The organism is Chryseobacterium sp. SIMBA_028, assembly GCF_046535285.1.
Classification (GTDB): Bacteria; Bacteroidota; Bacteroidia; order Flavobacteriales; family Weeksellaceae; genus Chryseobacterium.
This window is the reverse complement of sequence record NZ_JAWRWZ010000796.1, coordinates 1-238: the sequence shown is the minus strand read 5'-3', so window position 1 is coordinate 238 and position 238 is coordinate 1. Positions and strand designations below refer to the sequence as shown.

Genomic DNA, 238 nt, shown 5'->3' with positions numbered 1-238 from the left:
AATAGCTACTTCTTTTGAAACAAAGCGGGCAGGAATGGATATCATATTCGCATCATTATGCTGTCTTGCCAGCGATGCAATCTCCGGCATCCAGCAAAGAGCACAACGAATCTGCTGATGCTTGTTCGCTGTAATCTGTACGCCGTTTCCGCTTCCACAGATCAATATTCCCAATTCATTCTCTCCATTCTCTACTGACGTTGCAGCGGGGTGTACAAAGTCAGGATAATCCACACTG

Annotated in this window: 1 protein-coding gene; it reads right to left on the bottom strand. The window is 45.8% G+C overall.

All coding sequences use genetic code 11. From position 1 onward, the window contains the following. Positions 1-238: RpiB/LacA/LacB family sugar-phosphate isomerase (locus SCA31_RS25410; protein WP_410699700.1), on the bottom strand; the 238-nt coding region annotated here is incomplete at both ends.